We start from the raw sequence: 22,486 nt of genomic DNA, 5'->3' as shown, positions 1-22,486 counted from the left end.
AACAAATGTGTGGAGTGCAGCTGGTGGGGACCGCCGAATCTACCGGAGACCTTTCCGGCCCCGGACAACAATTGCTCACCAAGAATCCCCGCCAGATTAGGGGACGGGGTTGACCCCGGCACGGGTAAGGCATACCCGAATAAGGGACCCCGACCGCTTGGATTTACCGTCAGGCGGAATACGGGGTACTGGGTCAGGCCGAAGCGTCCCGGGTCAAGAGTTCTTGTTTCAGTTCTTCCCGCTTGCTGATGCCGAGCTTTTCGAAGGTCCGGTAGATGTGTCCTTCGACAGTGCGCACGGAAAGGAAAAGCCGTTCCGCGATTTCAGCATTGCGGTAGCCCTGCATCACCAGCGCTGCAACATCGCGTTCCCGGCGGGTCAGGAGCGGGACGCCGGCTTTGGTCCCGGACCCCGTCCCGCCGCGTTGTTTGCCGAGGACCCGCTGCACACGCTGGAGCAGGGCGTGGTCCCCCTTAGCCTTGGCAATCCGCTGCGCTGCTGCGATGCATGGGTCCGCCAGGCGTTCCCAGCCCGGTTCCACGGGGTCGGAGCCCATCAGAAGGAGCTCATCGGCGTCGTCGTCCAGGACTGCCCGGGCAAACCGTCCCAGGACCGATCCCTGCGGGCCTTCAAAATCTTCGGCAATTTTCTGCAACCGGTTGAGCCCCTCGATGTCGCCGAGGGACAGGGACAGGAAGCGCAGTTCCAGCTCAACGGACACAAACCCGGCGTTCTCCGCCTCTTCGGCCAGCTCGCTCAGCGTAATGCCGGGCTGCCGCTCCGGCTGAAGCAGCATGCGGGCCGCTGCCTCGTACCCCCTGGCCAGCAAACGCGTGGTTGCCGCTCCCCGGGGTTTGCAGGAAGCGGCGTCGGCAAGCAGCTCTTCAGCGAGGACCGGCTGCCCGTTCGAGGCCGCTATGAAGGCACCCAGCCCCATCGAGAGCGTCAGCAGTCCTTGGGAATCGCTGGTGCGCAGCCCTTCGACGGAGGCGGTGAGCCGGTCAAGCGCGGCCTTCGCGTCGTTTGTCCGCAGGTGCATGACGGCTTCGGTCAGGTCCACGGCACCGGCCACGTGAACCAGCGCACCAAAAACCCCTGAGACTCCCACTTGGATGGTGGCGCTGATTTCCTTCCACTTCCCGAGCCAGACGAGCACCCTCAAATGGCGGTAGAGGACAAACTGGTAATAGGCCATGAAGCGGTGCCCGCCCCGGTCCAGCAGCGTGAGTGCATCATGCGAAAGACCGTAGGCGGCCTGGAGGCGGCCTGACTCAGTCAGGATCTCGGCAAGCAGGATCTTCGCGATGAGGACCGCTTCGTCGTCGTGCGCCCGCAGCCCGGCGGCGAGGATGGTGCGGAGCTCCTCCTCGGCGGACCCGAACCTGCCCTCGGCGATCCTTCCCGTCAGATCCAGCAGGCGCCCGCCGCGCCGGGATGAAAGGATGTCGGCGGCCAGCTCACTGTCCGGGTTTTCGCCCGCGGATTCTTCGATCCGGTCCACCCCGGCGAGCCAGTCCGCCGCGACGGCGGAAAGGCCGCCGTCATCCGTGGGCTGGAGCCGGATGAGTTCCACCCGGATCAGCACTGCCATCTTGAGCGTGGTCAGGTCCGCGGCGGCAGCGCTCACTCCGAGAATGAGTTCACGGGCCGCCTCCGGCTTACCGTCCTGGAAACGGGCGCGGGCAGCCTGAACGCGCGCGGCCATGGCGTAGGCGGGGTCTTTGACGGCGGTGGCCAGCCGAAACGCCAGCGCGCTGTCAAAGAGGTTATTGGCACGGTACGCCGCGGCAACCAGACTTGAGTCCGGTACGTCCGCCCCGCAGTCCAGGGACCATGACACCCACCGCAGCAGGTTCTCCCCCTGCTCAGTGCCGGGATCGGAGACGGTGAGCAGCCGACGGCGCAGACGCGCGCTGCGGGCTGCGGGAACCAGGCGGCGGACAACGTCGCCGTACAGCGGATGTTTGAGCCGCAGGAGCCGAACCGGGTCCCCGGAAATGTCCACCAGCTTGGCTTCAGTGAGCGAGTCCACTGCGCGGTGCAGCCCCAGGCTGAACGCCGCGGCGGCCGGCAGCGGCTCGGCCAGCGCGATGATCTCCAGTGCATCCCGCTCTCCGGCGGACAACCCTGAGAGCTGGGCCCGGAGCAGGTCCCCCAGCCGTCCCTCCGGCGGGAGCATCTGTTCGTGCAGCAGCCAGACGCCGTTTCGAAACACCAGGCTTTCGGCCCTGACGGACTCGGAAAGAAGCGCCAAAACCAGCATGGGATTTCCGCCGCTGACCCGGGCAATGTCGGTGCTGGTGCTGGTCAGGACCGGCCCGTCCAGTACCTGCACGCAGAGCTCATGCACCTGCGCCTCGGTCAGCGGAGGCAGGTCATGGCGGGACAGCGCACCCTCCCACACCAGGTTGGAGAGCCCTGCGGGAAGGCCGGCGATTCGCCGGGTGAGCAGCAGGACACGCAGCCGGCCGGAGGTAACCAGCTGCATCACGAGGTCACCGGATGCTTCATCCAGCGATTCGGCATCATCCACGATCAGCAGCGGCGCGGTGGCCGATTCATAACGGGCATCCGGAAACAACCGGCCCATCAGGGAGCGCATCACCGCGAGCGGAGAATCGGTCTCGCGTGGATCCAGATCGGAAATGAGCGGTGCCAGTGCTCCGTAGGGGACGGCGGAAAGGGAGGAACTCGTGTGGATGCGGTGCATGTCCATCCGGTCCTTCAGTTTTGCGGCAACTGCCGTTGCCAGCAGGCTTTTGCCCGTTCCGGCGTCGGCCACCACTACGGCACCGTGGCCGCCCGGCCGGAGGAGACTGTCCGTCACAGCCTCAAGGACCGCTTCCCGCCCCACCGGCGGCCGCACGTTAAAGCCCTGCCGCACACGTCACCCCCTGACTTCCGTACCCGTTCAGTTCTGCCCCAGAACCTCTCCAAGTTCCGAGCGTCCCGAAACGTGCAGCTTGTCGAAGATCTTACCCAGGTGCCAGTCAATGGTGCGCGGTGACAGTTTCAACGCGCCGCTGATTTCCGCCCGTGTTGCCTGTCCCGCCGCACGCAGGGCAATTTCTGCTTCAAACGGCGTCAGCGTCTTCATCCGTTCCGTGATGGTGTTGGAGGCGCGCAGTTCGCGGAAGCTCAAATGTTCAATCCTGAGTGCGTCCCGGGCATGGGCCCGGTCTGCGGAGCCCGCACGGCCGTCAACAATCCGGAGTGCAGCACGCGCCGCTGTGTTGGCCAGAAGGACGTTGCCCAGTTCAAGGGCAGTATCCGCTGCCTCCACCAGCAGGGCCGAGTCATTGGCGTCCAGACCGGCCCCAAAGCAGTACAACGCCCGCGCCCAGCGGCCGTCAGCCAGGGCAGCTGCCTCAGCCAGCTCAACCGCGGCCTTGGCATCGCCGTGCCGGGCCGCCGCGGCCAGGCATTCCAGGGCAGGCGCCACCATTGACTCATCCAGGCAGCTGCGCGCCATGGAGCGCAGCTGGGCGCACAGCCGCTGCGGGTCACCGGCCAGCGTGGCCTGCACCCGCATCAGCTGCTCCACTGATTCCAGTTGGGCAGGCTGCCGGTACCGGTGTTCAGCGGTGTCTTCGGACAGACGCGCGGCCTCATCCGTGTTGTCCAGCAGCGCATGTGCGTAGGCGGCCAGTGACTGTGCCATGGGCAGCAGGTCGCCGGAATCCTCCAGCTGCAGCTGGCTCATGGCACAGGACAGGGAACCAAGTGCCCTGTCAGCCCTTCCCGAAAGGGCATGCACCATCCCGTATGCCACTTCACCCGAGTTGCAGCAGAAGGCGCGCGGGCTCCTGCCGAACATCAGGTCATTCGTCAACTCCGCTGCACGCGCATACTCACCGGCCGCGATAAGGGTTTGAAACACCCTGACATACACGGTGTCCAGAATGCCGGGAGCAGATACGGTGCGAACGTCCTCCGTCACGGCGTCGAGCAGTTTCATGGCCTGGCCTGCCTGGCCGGACAGGGCCAGGGCCTGTGCCTGCAGAGCGCCCGCGCCGGCGCGGACTGCAGACGGCAGCGCTTGATCGCTCCTCACATCCGTGAGCTCCGGCGGCACATCGGCCAGGCGGCCGGAGTCAATGGCCAGGGCGCCGTGCACCAGCATCAGCAGGGCCGCGCGCCTGCGGCGGGCCGCTTCCGGTTCATCCGGGAGGACCACCAGCCGGGCCTGCCGGAGCACTTCCGCCGGGTTCCCGCGTCCGAGGCGTCTCAGCAGCAGGACCTGATGACGAATCAGATCCGCCCACGAGTCCACGTCGCCGGGGCATTCCGCCTCGACCAGGGTCTCCAGCGTCTCCAGCGCTTCGCTGTACTCTCCCTGCCCTGTGAGGGCGCGTACCTCTTCCAGCACCACAGCCTGGGTACGCTGTCCTGCTTCAATGGACCGGACCAGCTGCAGTGCCTGGCCAAATCTGCCGGCCGCTGTGGCGTGGGCGGCTGCCCGCTGTGCACTGCCCGGGTCCAAGGCTCCGTCGCATGCCAGGGTCCAGCGGCAGTACCCCGGAAGCGCCGACGACGGCAGTGACTCCGGATCCAGGATGGCTGACACTTCTTCCCAGAGCTCGCGGCTTCTCCCCGGAGGGATGCTTGCGGCGATTGCCTCGGCGGAGGTCTCCGGTCCAAGATGAATGGTCCCGGATCCGGTCACCTCCACCAGCCGCTCTTCTTCCAGCGAATCAACGGTTTCCGCAGGAACCAGCTGCAGGACAACGGATAGCGGCAGCTCGCCGGAGAGTGCAAGCAACTGGATGACGGAACGCTCTCCCGCAGGGCGCCGCTTCAGCCGAACGGTCATTACCTCGGCAACCTGCCGCGAAGACACCAGTGGTTTCGCGAGCACCCAGACGCCGTTCTGTTCTGCCAGCACCCCTTCGTCCGCCTGTTCGCGGGTGAGGAGCGTGACGAGACGGGGATTCCCGCCGGCATGCCGCTGCACGGCACGGGCGGCGGCCGAGGACACCGGACCCTGCAGAATGGACTGCATGAGCTGACGGGTGTCATCCAGGGTGAAGGCCGCCAGGTCCACGCGGAACAGCAGCCCTTCGGTCCAGAGGGCGTGAAACTCGGCAGCTGACTGAAAGAGGTTTTCCGCCGTGGCCAGCACCATGACAATGGAACGCCGCACCAGTTGGGAAACCACCATGGCGGTCAGTTCGTCCAGATGCTCCGCGCCGTCCAGCAGCAGGAGGATCCGTTTTCCGGCGGCACGTTCCAGCAGCAGCTGCTCCAGCTCATGAAGCAGGTGTGCGGGACGGGAGTTCAGCCCTTCCGGAAGGTCCGCAATGAGCCAGGCCAAGGCACCGAAAGGAGTTTTTCCGGATTCGCGGCTGCCGCGGATGGTAACGGCGTAAAACGCCGGATCCGCCGCTGCCGCCTGAACCAGCACAGTCTTGCCGATGCCTTCCGGACCCACCACAACGGCACCGCCCTGGCCGGCCTGCAGCACTTCGCCCAGCAGCGCAAACACTTTTGCCCTGCCGATCAGCAAACAATGCGGCACCTCAGTATCCTCAAGCAACATTTTATTGAACACGCCCCCCGCGGTCCCACGACTACTGCAACCGCACACCCGAGTCCGGCAGCAAGGATGCTGCCGGTTGCCTGAATTGTCAGAGCCCTACGGAAAAGCTGTGGTTACTGGTGCGAGAGTACGCGACGGTCAGGGTTTCGTCTACATACAAAGGCATGCGATTGGGTCCGTGTCGGGCGGCAGCGAAAGACCAAAATGAGACGCAGTGCCGTTTGAGCCCAAAAAACCGGGTATCCGGCAGGAAAGCAATGCCGAACACCCGGTACTTTTGTGAAGGGACCGGCGCCGGAATGGGGGTGGCCCAGTCTCGGAGGCCTCCCGACGCCGGCCCCAGCTCATAGTGCCCGAAGGCATGTGTTGAGTGTAGGCCCGGGGCATGCCTCCAACAATGCGTTCCGGCCTGTTTGCCCTGACTGGATCAGTACTCGTTTTTCCCGGCGGGCTACCTGCCTGGCCGCGGCGGCTGCCCCGCGCGTGCCGGAGAGCCGCATTCCACCCGCATCATGCTCCGGAATGGAATTTCTGCTGCGCGGCCGTCAGGCCGTCCGTCAGCAGCAGCTCCACGGCATCCGCCGCGTCGTCAATCAGGAACGGCAGTTCCCTGGCTTCAACCGAGGGGAAATCCTTGAGGACAAAATCCGCGGTGTCCATGCGTCCGGGCGGCCGGCCAACCCCTACTCGGACCCGGTAATAATCCTTGGTGCCCAGGGCGCGGCTCATGTCGCGGAGCCCGTTGTGGCCGCCTTCGCCGCCGCCGGACTTGAGCTTGATGGTGTTGAAGGGGATGTCGATCTCATCGTGCACGGCCACCACGTGGTCTGCCGGAATATCGAAGAACTTGGCCAGCGCCGACACAGGGCCGCCGGAGAGGTTCATATAGGTCTGGGGCTTGGCCAGAATGACGCGGGGTCCGCCGATCCCCAGCCGCCCCTCCAGGATCTGTGCCCGGGACTTGTGGGACTTGAAGTTCCCGCCCACGCGGGAGGCCAGATTATCCAGGACCATCTGGCCGATATTGTGCCTGTTGCGGCTGTAGCCGGGCCCGGGGTTTCCGAGCCCGACTACAAGCCAGGTATTGCTGTTCACTGCGGGTACTGCTCCTTCGACAAGAACCGGACGGCTCCGTTACGGGGAGCAGACCCCGGTGGTGAATTACGCTTCGGCGCCAACTTCAGCAGCTGCGTCGGCAATCTGCTCGTCGGACGGCGCGCCCAGGTCCTGGACGGTGGCTTCGGAGATGTTGATGACCATGGTCTCGGGATCCAGCAGCAGCTCAACGCCGGCCGGCAGTTCCAGGTCCTTGGCGTAGATGTGCTCGCCGGCCGTGCGGCCTTCGATGCTGACAACGATGGTTTCCGGCAGGTTGGTGGCGTCTGCGGAAACCAGAACCGTGTTGGCTTCCTGGTTGAACACGTCGCTGCCCGGTGCCAGTTCGCCTTCAACGTGGACGTTGACCTCAACCTCAACCTTTTCGCCCTTGCGGACGGTCAGGAGGTCGATGTGCTCGATGATCTGCTTGATCGGGTCGCGCTGGATGTCCTTGGCCAGGGCCAGGTGGGACTCTCCGTCGACGTCGATTTCCAGCAGGGCGTTGGGGGTGCGGACTGCCAGGGTGGTTGCCTTGGCAGGCAGCAGGATGGGCAGAACATCTTCGCCGTGGCCGTAGATGACGGCGGGGATCATGTTGGCAACGCGTGCCTTGCGGGCCGCACCCTTGCCGAACTCGGTGCGGACGGTTCCTGCGAGCTTCTGCTCAGACATTTCAAACTCCTGATAATGGATGTTCCGTGGTTGCCGGGACGAAGGCGCCGGTATGGGAACAGCGCTGCACCCCGCGGATCAAACGTCCGCGGATGCAGTCAGAAGTTGCCAGCCACCGTCGATAACGGAGTAACGTCCGGATTGATCCGGACCTCTCCCTCGCCTAGGCATCGCAGACCATCCTACCAGCAGCGCGCTGCCCGTTCGAACCGAAGTCCGAACGGGCAGCGCGCGAGTTGCTGTTATTCAGTTGGTGCCGTTATCCAGCTGCTGTGCCAGCCGGCAGCAATCAGGCTTTTCCGTCGAAGAGGCTGGTGACGGAACCGTCTTCAAAGACTTCCTTGATGGCCCGGGCAATCAGCGGTGCAATGGAGAGCACTGTCAGCTGGTCGAAGCGCTTGGCTGCGGGGATGGGCAGCGTGTTGGTGACCACCACTTCCCGGGCGCCGGACTCAGCCAGCGTGCGGGCCGCCGGGTCCGAGAACACGGCGTGCGTGGCGGCAATGATGACGTCCTTTGCACCGGCTTCCTTCAGCACGCGCACTGCGCCGGCAATGGTTCCGCCGGTGTCGATCATGTCATCGATAAGCACGCAGGTGCGTCCTTCAACCTGGCCCACAACCTGCTTGGAGACAGCCTGGTTGGGCACGGTGAGGTCGCGGCTCTTGTGCACGAAGGCCAGCGGGGAACCGCCAAGGCGTTCCGCCCACTGCTCGGCCACGCGGACGCGGCCCGTGTCCGGAGACACCACGGTGACGTTGGAAACGTCCACACGGGTGCGGATGTAGTCGGCCAGCAGCGGAATGGCCATCAGGTGGTCCACGGGGCCGTCGAAGAAGCCCTGGATCTGCGAGGTGTGCAGGTCCACGCTCATGATGCGGTCCGCCCCGGCGGTCTTGTACAGGTCAGCAACCAGGCGTGCCGAAATCGGTTCGCGGCCGCGGCCCTTCTTGTCCTGGCGTGCGTACGGATAGAACGGGGACACCACGGTGATGCGCTTGGCGGAGGCACGCTTCAGGGCATCAACAGTGATGAGCTGTTCCATCAGCCAGTTGTTCATGGGCGCCGGATGGGCCTGGATCACGAAGGCATCAGTACCGCGGACACTCTCGCCCGGCCGGACATAGATCTCGCCGTTGGCGAAGTCATAGGAAGCCAGCGGCAGCAGGTCCGTGTCGAGACAGCGTGCAATTTCCTCGGCCAGTTCCGGGTGTGCACGGCCGGTGGCAAGGACAAGCTTTTTTTCACCTTGGGCGGTGATCTCGCTGCTCATTAATGATCGCTTTCTCGCGTGGGGGAATCAGTATTTGAGGAAGAGGTTGTGGAATCGGTGTCCGCAGCGGCGGCTGCCGCAGCGGCTGCGGCGGTACCCGGGCGGTTGGTCAGCACCCAGCCGTCGAGGTTGCGCTGAGGCGCCACGTTGATGGCCAGGGAGCCGGCCGGAACGTCCTTGCGGACCACGGTTCCAGCTCCACTGTACGCGCCGTCGCCCACCGTGACGGGGGCCACGTACATGTTGTCGCTGCCCATCCGCACGTGTGAACCGATGGTTGTGTGGTGCTTGTTGACGCCGTCGTAGTTCACGAAAACGGACGCCGCACCAATGTTGGACTGCTCGCCGATGGTGGCGTCTCCAACATAGGAAAGATGCGGAACCTTGGACCCGGCGCCGATGTCCGCGTTCTTGGTTTCCACGAAGGTTCCAATTTTGCCCTTGGCGCCCAGGACGGTGCCGGGGCGCAGGTAGGCGAAGGGTCCGACGTCGGCCCCGGCCCCCAAACGGGCCTCGGAACCGTGGGTGCGCACCACCCTGGCGCCCTCCCCCACGCTCACGTTGGTGAGTGTGGTGTCCGGGCCGACGACGGCGTCGCGCTCCACCACTGTGGAGCCGTGCAGCTGGGTGCCGGGCAGGATGGTGACGTCTTCGGCGAGCGTGACGTCCGCGTCAATCCAGGTGGTGGCGGGGTCAGCAATGGTGACGCCGGCGCGCATCCAGCGCACGAGGTTCCGGCGGTTGTGCTCAGCGTTCAGGGCGGCCAGCTGGACGCGGTCATTGGCGCCTTCAACCTGCCAGAAGTCGTCGGTGACGACAGCCGCGACGCGGCCGCCGGCGGACCGGGCCAGGCCGAGCACGTCAGTGAGGTACATCTCGCCCTGGGAGTTGTCCGAGGTGACCTTGGACAGGGCATCGCGCAGCACGGCGGCGTCAAACGCGTAGATGCCGGAGTTGATTTCGTTGATGGCGCGCTGGGCGTCGTCGGCGTCCTTGTGTTCCACAATGGCGGTGACGGTGCCGTCTTCGGCACGCAGGATCCGGCCGTAACCGGTGGGATCCTCCAGCCGGGCGGTGAGCACGGTGACGGCATTGGCGTCGATCCGGTGCACTGCCACGAGCTCGCGCAGGGTGTCGGCTTCCAGCAGCGGCACGTCCCCGTAGGTCACGACGACGGTGCCTTCCAGCGGCGCGAAGGCGTCCAGGGCCTCCAGCGCCGCCTGTACGGCGCGGCCGGTGCCCGGAACCTCGTCCTGGTCCACGATGACCGCCTGCGGGGCGGCTGCGGACACGTGTTCCGCCACGCGGTCCCGCTCATGCCGGACCACTACGGCCAGGGCACGGGGCGCCAGCGCCTGTGCCGCCGTCAGGGCATGGCCCACCATGGACGTTCCGCCAACGGGGTGCAGGATCTTGGGAGTCCGGGACTTCATCCGGGTGCCGGCTCCGGCTGCGAGGACTATGACAGCCGCTGGCCCGCCGGTCTCGGCGCTTTCGGTGGATTTAGCATCCTGCATGGTCACGAAGTAGCGCTCCTGGGGGGTGGTACGGCCTCGGGTTTGGAGGGGCTGGCCACCGGAACGGGCCGGTGCTCCTGCCGTTCCGCCCATAGGATTCGAACCTATACTCCACGGCTCCAAAGGCCGGGGTGCTGCCATTACACCAGGGCGGAAAATGCACAGGTTGCCCCGCACACAAGAGTTTAGTTTGCCATGTCTGCCGATGTTGGCGCGACTTGGGGCCGCCGGAGTGTCATGCAGTGCCGCGTCCGGACGCGACGGAACCCGTTTCAGGGACAGGTCGTAGACTGTGGGGGTGGCAAGAAATCCGGCGGGCGGAGTCCGCCTGCGCATGACCGGCGTGCAGCGGCGCGCACAGCTTATTGAGGTGGCCCGGGGGCTGTTCGCCCTGCGCGGGCTCGACGGAGCCACCATCGAGGACATTGCCGCTGCGGCCGGTGTCTCCAAACCGGTGGTGTATGAACACTTCGGGTCGAAAGAAGCGCTTTACACCGAGGTGGTTGAGGCCGAGTTCAACCGGCTGCTCGCCGTGATCACGGAAGCGCTGGGAGCCGACGCCGGCCCGCGGATCCTGATTGAACGCGTCGCCTATGCGCTGCTGGACTATATCGAATCTCACACCGACGGGTTCCGCATCCTGGTCCGGGACGCCCCGCCGTCGCAGCCCGAAGGCACCTTTGCCACCCTGCTCTCCCGCGTTACCAGCCATGTGGAGCACATCCTTTCCAAGGAATTCAGCAACCGCGGCCTCAGCGCCGAGGTGGGCGGCATGTATGCGCAGATGCTGGTGGGCATGGTGGCCATGACCGGCCAATGGTGGCTGGATGCCCGCACCCCGGACAAGGCCACGGTGGCGGCGCATCTGGTCAACCTGTCCTGGAACGGCCTGACCGGACTGCAGAAGGATCCCGAACTCCGCCACATGCAGAAGGATGCCCCGGTGGTCCTCACGCTGTCCGCTGTCCTGGTGCGCGATGCCGATGGCCGGATCCTGCTGGTCCGCAAGCGCGGAACCGGCAAGTTCATGCAGCCCGGCGGCAAGCTGGAGCCCGGAGAATCCTTCAGCGCTGCTGCAGCCCGGGAGATGCAGGAGGAGCTGGGCCTCACCGTTGCCGAGTCCGAACTGGAAGTCCTCGGTGACTGGTACGGCCCCGCGGCGAATGAGGAAAACACCTTCATCGATGCCGGGCTCTTCGCCTACACGCTGCCGGCGTCCAACGGCGATCCGGCCCGGGAACCCGCAGCCGCTGCCGAAATTGAAGAACTGCTCTGGATGGACCCGGCAGAAGCGCTCAAGCGCGAGGATATTTCCCCGCTGCTGCGCGAGCACATCCTGCCGCAGATGCTGGCCGGCGCCTGACCTCGGGTTTCCACGCCGGCTGACCCAGAATCCTTCGTGCAGCTCCCGGGCCTAAACCGCGTGACCCAGAATCCTTCGTGCAGCTCCCGGGCCTAAACCGCCTGACCCAGAATCCTTCGTGCAGCTCCCGGGCCTAAACCGCCTGATTTCGGCGCTTTGAGCCCGGAAGCTGCACTATGAAATGAGGCGAACCCCGTTATCTGCACACAGGATTTTCCTGTCCTGCACTGTTTTCCTGTCCTGCACAGGGGCTATCCGGCGCAGGACCATCGAGAGTCGTGATCGTGCCCTTTCCAGCGCGCCAAAGCGGCAGCGGCTGCACACTCGATACGAGAAAACGGGGACGCTACTCGAGCTTCTCTGATGCCTCGAGCCACTGCATTTCCAGGTCGTCCTGCTCGGCGGCCAGGGTCTGCAGCTTCTTGTTCAGCTCGGCCAGCTGCTCAAAGTCCGCTCCGCCGGCCTTTTCAGTGGCGGCGCTCATCTGCGCGTTGACCTTTTCCACCTGCTGCTTCAGCTTGCTCAGCTGCCGGTCGATCCGCACCAGGTCCTTCTTGGCAATGCGCTTCTCGGCTTCGGAAGACCCCGGGGCCACCGCCGTTGCAACGCCGCCTCCGGAACCGGGCCGTGAGGACCCTGCCGCCGCGGCACGGGCCGCCTGCGAGGATCCGCGGGCCGCCGTCGACGCCGAAGAGTTCGCCGTCAAAGCCGCGTTGCGCAGCTCGAGGTACTGGTCCACGCCGCCGGGCAGACCGCGCAGCTTGCCGTCACCCAGCAGGGCCATCTGGTGGTCGGTGACGCGCTCCAGCAGGTAACGGTCGTGGGAGACCACCACGAGCGTCCCGGGCCAGCCGTCCAGGACGTCCTCCACGGCGGCCAGGGTGTCCGTGTCCAGGTCATTGGTGGGCTCGTCGAGCATCAGCACGTTCGGCTCACCCACCAGCAGGCGCAGCAGCTGCAGCCGGCGCCGCTCGCCGCCGGACAGTTCCTTCACCGGGGTCCACTGCCGCTGGGCGGAGAAGCCCAGCTGTTCCACGAGCTGGCCGGCGGAGAGTTCGCGGCCGCCCACGTTGAAGACGCGCTTCTCGTTCTCAATGACCTCGATGACGCGCATGTCCGCCACCTCGTCGAGTTCCTTGACCTCCTGGGTCAGGACGGCGGTCTGCACGGTCTTACCGCGCTTGAGCCGGCCTTTGGTGGGTTCAATGTCGCCGTTGAGCAGGCGCAGCAGGGTGGTCTTGCCGGCGCCGTTGACGCCCACCAGGCCGAGCCGCTCCCCCGGAGCCAGGCGCAGGGTGATGTTCTTGAACAGTTCGGTGTCGCCCAGGGTCAGGGACACTTCCTCAAGATCAAGCACGTCCTTGCCCAGGCGGGCGGTGGCCATCTTGTTCAGTGACAGGGTGTCGCGCGGTTCGGGCACGTCCGCAATGAGGTTGTTGGCCGCCTCGATGCGGAACTTGGGCTTGGCGGTGCGGGCAGGGGCGCCGCGGCGCAGCCAGGCCAGTTCCTTCTTGACCAGCTGCTGGCGCTTGCCCTCAATGACGTTGGCCATCCGGTCGCGTTCGGCGCGGGCCAGCACGTAGGCTGCGTAACCGCCGTCGAACGGATCAATGACGGCGTCGTGGACTTCCCACGTGCGGGTGCAGATTTCGTCCAGGAACCACCGGTCATGGGTGACCACCAGCAGGCCGCCGGCGTCCGCGCGCCAGCGGTTCTTCAGGTGCTGCGCCAGCCACGCGACGCCCTCAACGTCCAGGTGGTTGGTGGGCTCGTCCAGCATGACGACGTCGTCGTCCGCGGTCAGCAGCTTGGCCAGGGCCACGCGGCGCTTCTGTCCGCCGGAGAGGGAGGACACGGAGGCGTTCCAGTCCACTTCCTGGATCAGGCCGCTCATAACGTCGCGGATGCGGGCGTTGGAGGCCCATTCGTAGTCCGCCGCATCGCCCACGATCGCCTGGCCCACGGTCAGGTCGCCGTCGAGCACATCGGACTGGTCCAGGTAGCCCACAGTGACGTCGCGGCGGCGGGTGACGCGGCCGTCGTCGGGCGTCTGCCGCTCGGCCAGCAGACGCATCAGGGTGGACTTGCCGTCGCCGTTGCGGCCAACGACGCCAATCCGGTCCCCCTCTTCCAGGCCCAGGGAAACCCCGTCCAGAATGGTGCGGGTGCCAAAGGAAATGCTGAGGTTCTCAGCACCAAGCAGGTGTGCCAATCGGTACTACTTTCTTCCGGGTTTCAAAATGTTGGAAAGGATGAAATCAGCCGGCGGCGGCGGATGCCGGCCGGGCGCCGGAGACAGGTCCCTCGACGGCCACGGCGCGGTGGCCTTCTGCGCCCAGGGCTGCCGCAAGCTCCGCAGCTTCGGGAGCGTTCGCGGCCAGGAAGGCAACAGTGGGGCCGGAGCCGGAAACCATGCCGGCCAGTGCACCCAGCCGTTTGCCGGCGCCCAGGATGTCCGCCAGCTCCGGCGCCAGGCGCAGCGCGGCCGCCTGAAGGTCATTGGACATAACGGATGCCAGATCCTCCGCATTCCCGGAGCGCATGGCGGCAAGGATGGCCGGGTCAACTTCCAGGGGCTCTTCAGCCTGCAGCTGCTCCTCTTCGCGGAGGGAATCAAGTTCGCCGTAGACACCGGGGGTGGACAGCCCAAAGTCGGAGGCAACAAGCACCCAGTGCAGCGGCGTCTTGGAGATGGCCGGGGTGAGCCGGTCCCCCACCCCCAGGCCGACGGCGGTGCCGCCGAGCAGGGAGAAAGGAACGTCAGCGCCGAGACCGGCAGCGATGCCGGCCAGCTCTTCACGGGAAAGGTGCGTGTTCCACAGGGCGTCACAGGCAACCAGGGCCGCCGCGGCGTCGGCCGAGCCGCCGCCCATGCCGCCGGCCACCGGCACCCGCTTGGTGATATGCAGGTGCACCCCGGTGGGGTTCTCCGCGAAGCCCGCCAGTGCCCGGGCCGCGCGCACCGCGAGGTTGTCCGGCCCCAGAGGGATGTCCTTCACGGGGACCTGCAGGGCGCCCTTGCTGTCCACTGTGACGGTGATCCCGGGGCCCTCGGTGACCGTGGCCCGGACTTCTTCGAACAGCGAAACGGCCAGATAGACGCTGGCGACGCTGTGGTAACCGTCGGGCCGCAGCGGGCCGACGCGCAGGGATACGTTGATCTTCCCGGGGGCGCGGACGCACACGGAAGCCGGGGCCGCCGTGGGGGGCTGTGCGGATGAAAACTTCGCTGCGCTCATACCTTCCAACTTAGAGGAAGGGCGGGCTGCGCCGTTAATGCAGCCCTTGCCGGGGCCGCACGGGACACCGCGGGTGCCGCGTTAGGGAGGGCGCTTCCGATTAGGAGGCGCCGCCGTCGGCCTGCGCTTCGCTCTCCGCGCTGACCGGAGCCTCCGCGGCCGCCGGACCCTGCGCATCCTTCGCTTCGGCAATGCGGGCAAAGGCGTGGATATCGATGACTTCGCCGCGGGCCCGCGGATCCACCCCCGCCGCAACGAGCGCGTTTTCGGCCTGGGCAGGGCTCCCCGCCCAGCCGGACAGGGCAGCGCGCAGCGTCTTGCGGCGCTGGGCAAACGCGGCGTCGATCACGGCGAAGACTTCTTCGCGTGTGGCAGTGGTGGGCAGCGGGTCATGGCGGGTAAAGCCCACCAGGCCGGACGCGATCTTGGGGGCGGGCCAGAAAACGTTCATGCCGATCACGCCGGCCTTGCGCATGGTGGTGTACCAGGCGGCCTTCACTGACGGCACGCCGTATACCTTGGATCCGGGGACGGCGGCCAGCCGGTCAGCTACCTCATCCTGAACCATGACCAGTCCGTGCCGCAGGGACGGGAAGCGCTCCAGCAGGTGCAGCACCACGGGCACGGCCACGTTGTACGGCAGGTTGGCCACCAGTGCCGTGGGTTCAACGGGGAGCTCGGTAATCCGCATGGCGTCTCCAAGGACCACGTGCAGCTGATCGGCTTTCTCGGGCCGCCAGGCTTTCACCGTTGCGGGCAGCCGCCCGGCAAGCACGGGATCAATTTCGACGGCGACCACGGACTTGGCCGCATCCAGCAGGCCCAGCGTGAGGGATCCCAGACCGGGCCCTACCTCCAGCACGGTTTCTTCCGGCCCGACCCCGGCTGCCGCGACGATGCGCCGGATGGTGTTGCCGTCAATGACGAAGTTCTGGCCCAGGGTCTTGGTGGGGCGCACGCCCAGCTCGTCGGCCAGGGCGCGGATGTCGGAGGCACCCAGCAGCGGTTTGACCGGAGGACGGGAAGCGGAGGCGGATTCAGTCACCTAGCAATACTAGCCGAGCGCCCGGTTCCGCCCTGGGCTCCGGCCGGCTCCGTCCGGGTCCCCGGCCGGGGACACGGCCGGGGACACGGCCGGGGACCCGGGCTGGAACCGTGGACGGAGCCGCCCGCAACGGTTAGTCAGGCCAGTTGCCAACTGAGGTTCCTGCCCGCAGGCAGAATGCGCTCCTCTTCATCGTGTTTCCTTCCAGAATGGGGAACCACCCTGCCCCCGCCCAAAATCGGCCGGTAGCATTCGGGGCCGAGGCACTCTTCCAGTGTCCCTCAGCCCCGAAACGGCGGTAATGACATATGGGCAAAAACTTCGGAAACCGGCTTCAATTGGCGCGCGCTGAACGCCTGCTGACTCAGGAAGAGCTGGGCGGCGATGTGTTTCAGGCACGCGATGTATCGATGCTGGAAAAAGGCCGGCGCGAACCCACCGGCGGGGCCATCCGTTTCCTGGCGGAACGGCTGACTGCAGTGCCCGGTTTCCCGCAGCCGGGGGCCGGGGAAGACAGCCGCCTCTTCCTGGAGTTCTCTGCGGTGCAGGCGTGGGACGAGCGCAATTACCAGAACGCACACCGGTTGTCCCGGCTGGCCGCGGAAGCGGCACTGGTTGAGGGTGACCCCTTTGGCTGGTGGGAGCTGTCACTGATCGCAGCGGCGTGCCTGCGCAGGCTGCACGATTACGCGGGATGCATTGCCGAGGCCGAACGCCTGGCACAGCATCCCCTGGCAGCGGAAGGGCAACCGCTGCGTCCGCAGGCCGAGGCTTTGCTGGCAACCGCCTGCCAGGGGGCCGGACGGCTGCCGGAAGCTGTCCTGCATGCCAGGCGTGCACTGGACGCCGGTGTGCTGCTGCGGCTGAACGCAGATCAGCTCATCGACGCTTATGAGGCACTCATCGCCGCACTTTCCGAAAGCGGACTGCAGGAAGAAGCCTGGGGCCACTGCCAGGCGCTGCTGCTTCCGCTGCTGGAAGCGGCATCTGATACCCAGACGACGGGCAAGGGATACTGGGCGGTCGGCAATGTGGCGTTCCGCCGCGGCGATACAGCCGCCGGCCTCCGCTTCCATGCCAAAGCCGAGTCCCTCCTCAACCCCGAGGCGGATCTGGAGACCTGGGCCGCGTTCAACCGCTCTTCGGCCGCCATGCGTCTGGCCGAGGGGCTGCATGACACCGCTACCAGCCGGTTCATGGACCAGGCCGAGACCGCCCTCTCGGTACTGGGCGGCTCCGAGGAAGACATCCTGGAGAACCAGCACAGCAGGGGCCGCTGGCATCAGCTCTCCGGCAACCATCAAGCAGCAGTGGACATCCTTGCTGATGTGTACGCACGGCGGGCGGCGCTCTCCCCCCAGGGTGCCGCGGAAGTGGCCCTGCATCTTGGCCTAAGCCGGGCGGCGCTGGGAGAAACGAGCAGTGCGGTGCACCTGCTGGATGACAGCGCCAGGGTCTTCTTCGACGCCGGAGCCCTGGACCGCGCAGAACATGCTGCCCGGCTGGCGGGCCAGGCGCGGGCCGGAACACCCGTTGGGTTAACCGCGAGGACCGGAACCTGATCACAGGCTCCGGTCCTCGCGGTACTGAAAATGCTGCCGGTTAGAGCAGCCCGAGCTTAGCGGCGCAGGCGGGCCAATGGCCCCAGCCGCCGTTGGCGCGAAGCTTTTCTGCCACGGCAATCTGCTGATCGGGAGTGGCCCCCGCAGCGATGGGCGCGTACTGGCCGCCGCCGGCACCAAGCCAGCTGGAGACACTGAACTGCAGGCCGCCGGAATAGCCGTTGCCGGTGTTGATGTGCCAGTCCCCGCCGGATTCGCACTGAGCCAAAGCAGCCCAGGTTCCGCCGGAGGGAGCGGCACCGCCCGCAGCGGGAGCCGGGGCCGGAGCGGCGGGCGCCGCTGCTGCCGGTGCTGCCGCCGGTGCGGGTGCAGCCGCGGGTGCAGGCGCGGGCCGGGTTTCCTTCTTCTTGGTTCCCACCGAGATCTTTGCGGCAACCGGCTGCACCGAGACGGTTTCGCTCACCAGGGTGCGGCTAACCTCACGGCCGTCCACCAGCTTCACCGCGAAGACTGCGGCCTTCTCGCCCGGTGTTCCCTCAACCGTTACCTTTTTTTCGCCCTCGTAAAGGTTGGAGTCCGGCACTTCAGCGGTTTCAAACGGGAGGGCTTCGGTCACCGTGACCTTGTCTCCGGCCGTGACGCGGGTAATCTTCAACGCCATGCCGTCCACCAGGGCGGCGGATCCGGGAGCCGAGAGGCGGTCCGTTCCGGTAAGTTCAATGCCCGCTTCATCCAGCAGCTCATCCACGGTTTCTGCCGTGGTGGGACGGTTGTAGGACTTGCCGTCCATCACCATGGTGATCGTCTTCGGGGTGGAGATCGACAGCGGATCCTGGAGCCCGGAGAGTGCGGTGTCCAGGGAGGCGGACACTGAAGAGTTGGACGATACCCGAAGTTCCGACACCAGATCCGCAACGGTCTGGCCGGTGGTGCTTACGGTGTGCCCCTGGCCGTCCAGGGTGACGTCCACGGATTTGGCCATGGAGACTTCAATCCGGGTTCCGTCGCTGACCTCAGTGGCCAGGTCCGGGCTCACCAGGTCAGCTTCGGTGACCTGGACATCTGCTTTTTGGAGAACGTCAGCGACTGTGCCGCCGAACGTCTTGACGTCGCTGGCCTGGCCGTCGACGCTTAGTACTACGGACTTATTGGTGCCTACAAAGGCCACCAGCCCAAGAATGAGGGCGACCATAACAACGGCCTGCCCGGTTAGTTTTACCCCACGCCTCACGAGTGCATGTGCCACGGAATCCCAAACGTTCATAGTTTCCGGGCACGGGGATCAGGGCGCGTGGCAGCCGATATCCCCGGGTCTCACGGGGCAGCTCTGTGCGCAGGCAAGGAACCTCTTCCGCAACCGGGCACAGGTGTGGCGCGGTGCTTCGGCTGAAGCGGCGCACACCCGTTCACAGGACGGTGTGTGGTTCGGTATTAGTTCCGGCGCCTTCCCCGACCCCGGCTAATAGGTCCCCACCGTAATCGAACCGTGACCTGAGGGCAAACCGGAGTTTTGGCCATTCCAAGTGGTACCCGTGCGTCACAGGGAATTACTGTGCCGGCGGCTGGTCCCAGGAACCGTAGGTACGGACCGTGTTTTCCACCAGCTGCGTCCCCAGTTCAGCCAGGTCGGCTCCGAGTTCCGCAGCCATGAACCGAACAGTGTAGGGCACCATGTAGCTGGCGTTGGGACGGCCCCGGAACGGGTGCGGCGTCAGGAAGGGGGAATCGGTTTCCACCAGCAGCAGCCGCCGGTCGGCTACGGCGAGCGCCTCACGAAGATTCCCCGCGTTCTTGAAGGTGACGGTGCCTGAGAAGGACATATTCCACCCGTGCTCGTTGCAGGTCCGGGCCAGCCCCGCATCACCGGAGAAACAATGGAAGACCACTTTCTCGGGGGCTCCCTCTTCCAGCAGCAACCGGAAAACGTCCTCATGGGCATCGCGGTCATGGATCTGCAGGGCCAGCCCCAGCCGCTTCGCAATGTCGATGTGCCGGCGGAAGGAGTACTGCTGGTGCTCAACGCCGTCGGGGCCGGTACGGAAGTAGTCCAGTCCGGTTTCACCGATCCCCCGGACCCGGGGATGGCCGGCCAGGGTTTCAATTTCCCCGAGCGCCGCATCGAGGGTTCCCTCGCCGGCCAGGACGGGGGCATCGTTGGGGTGAATAGCCACGGCTCCAAGCAACCGGGGTTCGTCATCCAGGATCCGGACGGTGAAGCGCGAAGACTCCAGATCCGTGCCTACCTGAACCGCGCCACGCACTCCTGCCGCCTCCGCGGCGTCCATGGCAGCCCGCGCTTCGGCGGTGCCGGCCCTGCCGGGGGCAAAGTCCAAATGGGTATGGTTGTCGATCACGGGTACCGGCAGCGGCTCCGGGGCGGGAGGATAAGGTTTCCCGCTGCCGGATTCGAAGTCCAGATAGGCCGCAGGGATTTCACCCGGAACATAACCACTGTCATTGCACATGTCTTTAACCCTAAGTGAGCTTGTACCCTGTATTCACATGAGGCCCCTGCCGAACCGGCGGAAGGCCTGTAACGCCGCACACCGGATCCTTCCTCAGGGAACGGGGCGCGGTTTCCCGAGGCTTGGAAGGTATCCATGGACGCTCGAAATCCAGCTGCAGCCGCCGCTCCCTATGCCGGTGATACACCGGGAACGGAGGTTCCCGGGCCCGCGGCCGGATGGAGCCGGGCTGCAGGCACGGGATACAGCGCCGATGCCTTCCACACCGCGGCGTCCAACATTCTCGCGGCTGTCAATACTGTCATTGACGGCAAAGAGGAAGCGGCCTCACTGGTCCTCACCGTGCTGCTGGCCCAGGGCCATGTCCTGTTGGAGGACGTGCCCGGCGTCGGAAAAACGCTCCTGGCCAAGACGCTTGCCCGGACCATTGACTGTTCAGTGACCCGGATCCAGTTCACCCCGGACCTGCTGCCCTCCGACGTCACCGGCGTGTCCATCTATAACCAGGACGCCCACCGCTTCGAGTTCCGCCAGGGGCCCATCTTCGCCAACATCGTGATTGGGGATGAGATCAACCGGGCTTCGGCGAAGACGCAGTCCGCACTGCTGGAGTGCATGGAGGAGCGGCAGGTGACAGTCGACGGCGGGACCTACCGGCTGGCCGAACCCTTCATGGTGGTGGCCACCCAGAACCCGATCGAGATGGAAGGGACCTATCCCCTGCCCGAGGCCCAGCGGGACCGGTTCATGGCCCGCATCTCCATGGGTTACCCGGACACCCGGTCCGAAATTGAGATGCTGGAAAGCCACCAGTCCACCTCGCCGCTGGATGCGGTCTCGGCGGTGGTCGACGTCGGTGAAGTTGCGGCCATGACAGCCAGGGTGCGGGACATCTTTGTCTCCTCCGCCGTGAAGGAGTACACGGTTGCCATTGGACAGGCGACCCGGGAACATCCCCATCTGCGTCTCGGAGCCAGCCCCCGGGCCCTGCTGCAGCTGCTGCGTGCCGCCAAGGCCCGTGCGGCGCTGGCGGGACGTGACTTTGTCCTTCCCGATGACATTTCCAGCCTCGCGGACCCCGTGCTGGCCCACCGCATCATCCTGGACCGCAAAGCCACCAGTTCCGGCGACACACCGTCCGGCCTGCTGTCACACCTCCTCGCACGCATTCCCGTTCCGCGCAGCCCGGCAGGTGAACGCCTGAGGCGGTAAGGCCCCAGGCTGGACAGCTCAGGCGGCACCACCGGAACACCACCAGCGGGAAGGCTCCATGGACTTTGCAAACGCAGCACGGCTGCTGACGGCGCGCGGCTGGGGTTTTGTCGTGGCAGGGGCAGCCGCCCTCCTGACCGCCCAGATCATGGGCCGCAGGGACGCCCTCGTCCTGGGCGTGTTCCTCCTCGCACTGCCGCTGCTCTCGGCGCTGGCCCTGCGCCTGGTCAAGCCGGTGTTCCTTGTTGAACGCACCTTCAGCCCGCCCACCGTGGAAACCGGGGTCCCTGCCAGGGTGGTGCTTTCGCTGCGCACTCCCCGCCCGGTCCGGCAGAGCGCCTCCATGCGCGAAGGCCTGCCCCTGCGTTTCGGCCAGAGTCCGGTGTTCCGCTTCCCGGCCCGGTTCCCCGATGCCGACGGCGGCAGCACCTACGAGTATCAGGTGCGCTCCGCCCGGCGCGGCATGTTTCCCCTGGGACCGGTAACGGCAGAGTTCTCCGATCTGTTTGGACTCTCCCGGCGGCAGCATACCCTCGGCACCACGGATCCTTTGGTGGTGTCACCGGCACCGCAGGAGCTGCCGGCCACTCCGCTGGGCGGGCCCCGGGGAACGGAGGGGTCGGTTTCCAGTCCCCGCCGCGGCAACCCCAGCGAAGATGACGTTTCCACCCGCGAATACCGCGCGGGCGATCCAATGCGGCGGGTTCACTGGGCGGCGACGGCGCGTCACGGCGAACTCATGGTCAGGCAGGAGGAACCGGTCACCTCCCCGGGCGCCACGCTCCTCCTCGATTCACGGCAGTCCTGCTTCGCGGGCGGCCCGGGAGCACCGTTGTGGACGGACCCTGCCGGAAACGGACTGTCCACCTCCGAGTCCTTTGAATGGGCGGTTACCGCAGCAGTTTCAGCAGCCGCGTACCTCATCGATAACGGCTACTCGCTGCACCTGCTGGATGCTTACGCGCGGCCCGGACTCGCGCGTTCCCCTTCTGCACCCGATCCCCTGCAGCGCAACTTCAGCGGCACCGCAGGGTTGCAGGACATTGCCGAAGGGCTGGCGGCGCTGGACCTTGAGGCCCGCCCGTTTGAGCGGCAGGCGGACCGGAGTAAGGCCGCGGCCACCGGGTCCGTGCCCGCCCGGTTCCGCAGCGTCCTCAGAGCGGGCGGCTCGCCCGGCGGCGGCACGGCCGGTTTGACGGAACCGGACCCGTCACCGTCCGAAAACCGGAGGGAGTTGGGTTCCGGGCTCGCGGACACTTTGGCCCAGCGCCGCCGCGGACCTCTTGTTGCGGTTCTGGGGAGACTCTCCGCCGACGACGCGGCCAGGCTGGCCCCGGCGGCGGACTATGCCACCCGGGCCTGCGCCATCCTGGTGACGGACCGGCTGCGGGAGGCCGGGCCCGCTCTTGCGGTCCTGAACGCCGCCGGCTGGCAGGCCGTTGCCGCCACTCCCGAATCAGACCTTGCACGCTGCTGGGCGGCTTTCGCTGCCTCCCCCCAG

Annotated in this window: 15 protein-coding genes and 1 tRNA gene; 4 read left to right on the top strand and 12 right to left on the bottom strand. The window is 66.2% G+C overall.

Annotated elements, in window-relative coordinates:
* Nucleotides 1-193 precede the first annotated feature (193 nt).
* From QMA10_RS16970 to QMA10_RS16940, 7 genes are all read right to left on the bottom strand, one after another.
* Nucleotides 194-2,884 (bottom strand): helix-turn-helix transcriptional regulator, encoded by a 2,691-nt coding sequence (locus tag QMA10_RS16970; RefSeq protein ID WP_290170299.1) that lies wholly within the window; start codon nucleotides 2,882-2,884, stop codon nucleotides 194-196.
* A 27-nt stretch (nucleotides 2,885-2,911) separates the two neighbouring features.
* Nucleotides 2,912-5,518 carry a helix-turn-helix transcriptional regulator gene (locus tag QMA10_RS16965; protein ID WP_290170297.1) on the bottom strand — a complete coding sequence of 869 codons (2,607 nt, stop codon included), beginning with the start codon at nucleotides 5,516-5,518 and terminating at the stop codon, nucleotides 2,912-2,914.
* A gap of 531 nt (nucleotides 5,519-6,049) precedes the next feature.
* The gene (gene pth / locus QMA10_RS16960; RefSeq protein WP_290170296.1) at nucleotides 6,050-6,634 is read right to left on the bottom strand and encodes an aminoacyl-tRNA hydrolase; all 585 of its coding nucleotides are present in this window, start codon (nucleotides 6,632-6,634) and stop codon (nucleotides 6,050-6,052) included.
* 66 nt (nucleotides 6,635-6,700) lie between these two features.
* Nucleotides 6,701-7,309: a 50S ribosomal protein L25/general stress protein Ctc gene (locus QMA10_RS16955; protein ID WP_290170294.1), complete on the bottom strand. Its 609-nt coding sequence runs from the start codon at nucleotides 7,307-7,309 to the stop codon at nucleotides 6,701-6,703.
* Between the two features lie 289 nt (nucleotides 7,310-7,598).
* Nucleotides 7,599-8,582, bottom strand: coding sequence for a ribose-phosphate diphosphokinase (locus QMA10_RS16950; RefSeq protein ID WP_104055215.1), 984 nt, complete (start codon nucleotides 8,580-8,582; stop codon nucleotides 7,599-7,601).
* Nucleotides 8,582-10,099: a bifunctional UDP-N-acetylglucosamine diphosphorylase/glucosamine-1-phosphate N-acetyltransferase GlmU gene (gene glmU, locus QMA10_RS16945; protein ID WP_290170303.1), complete on the bottom strand. Its 1,518-nt coding sequence runs from the start codon at nucleotides 10,097-10,099 to the stop codon at nucleotides 8,582-8,584. The genes QMA10_RS16950 and glmU overlap by 1 nt, the downstream gene beginning before the upstream one ends.
* A gap of 83 nt (nucleotides 10,100-10,182) precedes the next feature.
* Nucleotides 10,183-10,254, bottom strand: a tRNA-Gln gene (locus QMA10_RS16940).
* A 143-nt stretch (nucleotides 10,255-10,397) separates the two neighbouring features.
* On the opposite strand from QMA10_RS16940, the gene QMA10_RS17720 reads away from it, so the two are divergent.
* Nucleotides 10,398-11,462 (top strand): NUDIX domain-containing protein, encoded by a 1,065-nt coding sequence (locus QMA10_RS17720; protein ID WP_356835633.1) that lies wholly within the window; start codon nucleotides 10,398-10,400, stop codon nucleotides 11,460-11,462.
* A gap of 346 nt (nucleotides 11,463-11,808) precedes the next feature.
* Here the strand turns inward: QMA10_RS17720 and QMA10_RS16925 are convergent, their stop codons facing one another.
* From QMA10_RS16925 to rsmA, 3 genes are all read right to left on the bottom strand, one after another.
* Nucleotides 11,809-13,674: an ABC-F family ATP-binding cassette domain-containing protein gene (locus tag QMA10_RS16925; RefSeq protein WP_290170291.1), complete on the bottom strand. Its 1,866-nt coding sequence runs from the start codon at nucleotides 13,672-13,674 to the stop codon at nucleotides 11,809-11,811.
* 46 nt (nucleotides 13,675-13,720) lie between these two features.
* Complete coding sequence (locus tag QMA10_RS16920) at nucleotides 13,721-14,701, bottom strand: 4-(cytidine 5'-diphospho)-2-C-methyl-D-erythritol kinase (protein ID WP_290170290.1); 981 nt, start codon at nucleotides 14,699-14,701, stop codon at nucleotides 13,721-13,723.
* A 100-nt stretch (nucleotides 14,702-14,801) separates the two neighbouring features.
* Complete coding sequence (gene rsmA / locus QMA10_RS16915; protein WP_290170287.1) at nucleotides 14,802-15,746, bottom strand: 16S rRNA (adenine(1518)-N(6)/adenine(1519)-N(6))-dimethyltransferase RsmA; 945 nt, start codon at nucleotides 15,744-15,746, stop codon at nucleotides 14,802-14,804.
* A 338-nt stretch (nucleotides 15,747-16,084) separates the two neighbouring features.
* On the opposite strand from rsmA, the gene QMA10_RS16910 reads away from it, so the two are divergent.
* The gene (locus tag QMA10_RS16910; RefSeq protein WP_290170284.1) at nucleotides 16,085-17,308 is read left to right on the top strand and encodes a hypothetical protein; all 1,224 of its coding nucleotides are present in this window, start codon (nucleotides 16,085-16,087) and stop codon (nucleotides 17,306-17,308) included.
* A 40-nt stretch (nucleotides 17,309-17,348) separates the two neighbouring features.
* On the opposite strand, the gene QMA10_RS16905 is transcribed toward QMA10_RS16910, so the two are convergent.
* Both QMA10_RS16905 and QMA10_RS16900 read right to left on the bottom strand, forming a co-directional pair.
* Entirely contained in the window at nucleotides 17,349-18,500 is a 1,152-nt protein-coding gene (locus QMA10_RS16905; RefSeq protein ID WP_290170282.1) for a resuscitation-promoting factor, read from the bottom strand.
* A gap of 355 nt (nucleotides 18,501-18,855) precedes the next feature.
* Nucleotides 18,856-19,773, bottom strand: a complete 918-nt coding sequence (locus QMA10_RS16900) for a TatD family hydrolase (protein WP_290170281.1) — start codon at nucleotides 19,771-19,773, stop codon at nucleotides 18,856-18,858.
* 135 nt (nucleotides 19,774-19,908) lie between these two features.
* On the opposite strand from QMA10_RS16900, the gene QMA10_RS16895 reads away from it, so the two are divergent.
* Together QMA10_RS16895 and QMA10_RS16890 are read left to right on the top strand one after the other, a co-directional pair.
* Nucleotides 19,909-20,985, top strand: coding sequence for a MoxR family ATPase (locus tag QMA10_RS16895; protein ID WP_290170279.1), 1,077 nt, complete (start codon nucleotides 19,909-19,911; stop codon nucleotides 20,983-20,985).
* A 58-nt stretch (nucleotides 20,986-21,043) separates the two neighbouring features.
* Nucleotides 21,044-22,486 (top strand): DUF58 domain-containing protein (locus QMA10_RS16890; protein WP_290170276.1); only part of this gene is annotated, 1,443 nt, incomplete at its 3' end.

This window comes from Arthrobacter sp. APC 3897, from assembly GCF_030407495.1.
In the GTDB taxonomy this organism is placed as follows: Bacteria; Actinomycetota; Actinomycetes; order Actinomycetales; family Micrococcaceae; genus Arthrobacter_B.
Note: the sequence above shows the minus strand (reverse complement) of the source record. Positions and strands in the feature narration are given on the sequence as shown.

Coding starts and splice junctions, on each gene's coding strand:
- QMA10_RS16920 (WP_290170290.1), bottom strand. CDS start 14,701: ATGAGCGCAGCGAAGTTTTCATCCGCACAGCCCCCCACGGCGGCCCCG.
- QMA10_RS16950 (WP_104055215.1), bottom strand. CDS start 8,582: ATGAGCAGCGAGATCACCGCCCAAGGTGAAAAAAAGCTTGTCCTTGCC.
- QMA10_RS16955 (WP_290170294.1), bottom strand. CDS start 7,309: ATGTCTGAGCAGAAGCTCGCAGGAACCGTCCGCACCGAGTTCGGCAAG.
- QMA10_RS16895 (WP_290170279.1), top strand. CDS start 19,909: ATGGACGCTCGAAATCCAGCTGCAGCCGCCGCTCCCTATGCCGGTGAT.
- glmU (WP_290170303.1), bottom strand. CDS start 10,099: ATGCAGGATGCTAAATCCACCGAAAGCGCCGAGACCGGCGGGCCAGCG.
- QMA10_RS16905 (WP_290170282.1), bottom strand. CDS start 18,500: ATGGTCGCCCTCATTCTTGGGCTGGTGGCCTTTGTAGGCACCAATAAG.
- QMA10_RS16900 (WP_290170281.1), bottom strand. CDS start 19,773: ATGTGCAATGACAGTGGTTATGTTCCGGGTGAAATCCCTGCGGCCTAT.